A 1,239-nucleotide genomic window follows, 5' to 3' on the forward strand; every position below is an offset into this window, starting at 1 on the left:
CGCTGCTGCGGGTAGGCTTGGTGGATCTGGGTGTCCAAGGAGTAGAGCAAGAATCCCAGCATTTACTCATGCTCGACATGCACCATATCGTTTCGGATGGCGTGTCGATGGAGGTACTGACCGATGAGTTTGTCCGCTTGTATGGCGGTGAAGAACTGTCGCCATTGCGGATTCAGTACAAAGACTATGCCGTATGGCATCAAAGCGAAACCCATCAGGAGTGGATGCAGCGTCAGGAAGCATACTGGCTGGGCACCTTCCGGGGCGGAGTGCCTGTACTGGATCTGTCAACCGACTTTGCCCGTCCGGCGGTGCAGAGTACGGCAGGGGATACGATCGAGTTCGTACTGGAGCGTGAAGTGAGCGAACGCCTAAAAGAACTGGCTTCGCAAACAGGTTCAACCCTGTATATGGTGCTACTGGCGGCGTACACTACGCTCTTGCACAAATACACGGGCCAAGAGGACATTGTCGTCGGCACGCCGATTGCAGGACGACCGCATGCGGAGCTCAGTAATCTGGTGGGTGTCTTCATTAACACGCTGGCGATTCGCAATTATCCGTCCAGCGACAAAACGTTCCTGGATTATCTGCAAGAGGTGAAGGAGCATGCGCTCAGTGCTTATGAGCATCAGGACTATCCTTTTGAAGAACTGGTTGAAAAGCTGAATTTGACGAGAGATACGAGCCGAAATGCGCTGTTTGACACGATGTTTGAGCTGAAAACCTTGGAGCAACAGGAGTTACTGCTGGAAGGTCTGACCTTGAGCTCCTATCCACTGGAAAATCATACGGCCAAGTTTGATCTGAGCTTGGAGGCAATAGAGCAGCCAGAAGGCATTCTGTGCAGTCTGGAATATAGCACGGCGTTGTACAAGCCTGAGACCATTGCGCGATTGGCACAGCATTTTGCGGAAATCGTTCGAGCTATTGCATATCATCCGCAGCAGCCCCTGGCAACTTTGAATATGGTAACCGTTGAGGAAAAAGCACAGATCATCTATGGATTTGGAGATGTAGGAGTATCGGATGTTGCTGCTGAAGCAGGAGCCTTATTCCATACCTTTGTGGAAGAACAGGCACAGCTTGTGCCGGATCATGTGGCGGTGGTATACGAGGAGGAGCAGCTCACTTACCGGAAACTGAACGAGCGCGCGAACCAATTGGCGCGGAGATTGCGGAATGAAGGCGTTGGACGCGAGTCGATTGTCGGCATTTTGAGTGAACGCTCGGTAGACA

1 protein-coding gene is annotated in these 1,239 nt (G+C 52.1%); it reads left to right on the top strand.

Annotated features, from left to right (window positions below):
• The coding region (locus ACWA2B_RS27830) for a condensation domain-containing protein (protein WP_449292875.1) at nucleotides 1-1,239 on the top strand (1,239 nt) is incomplete at both ends.

Source organism: Paenibacillus sp. CMM36 (assembly GCF_053570945.1).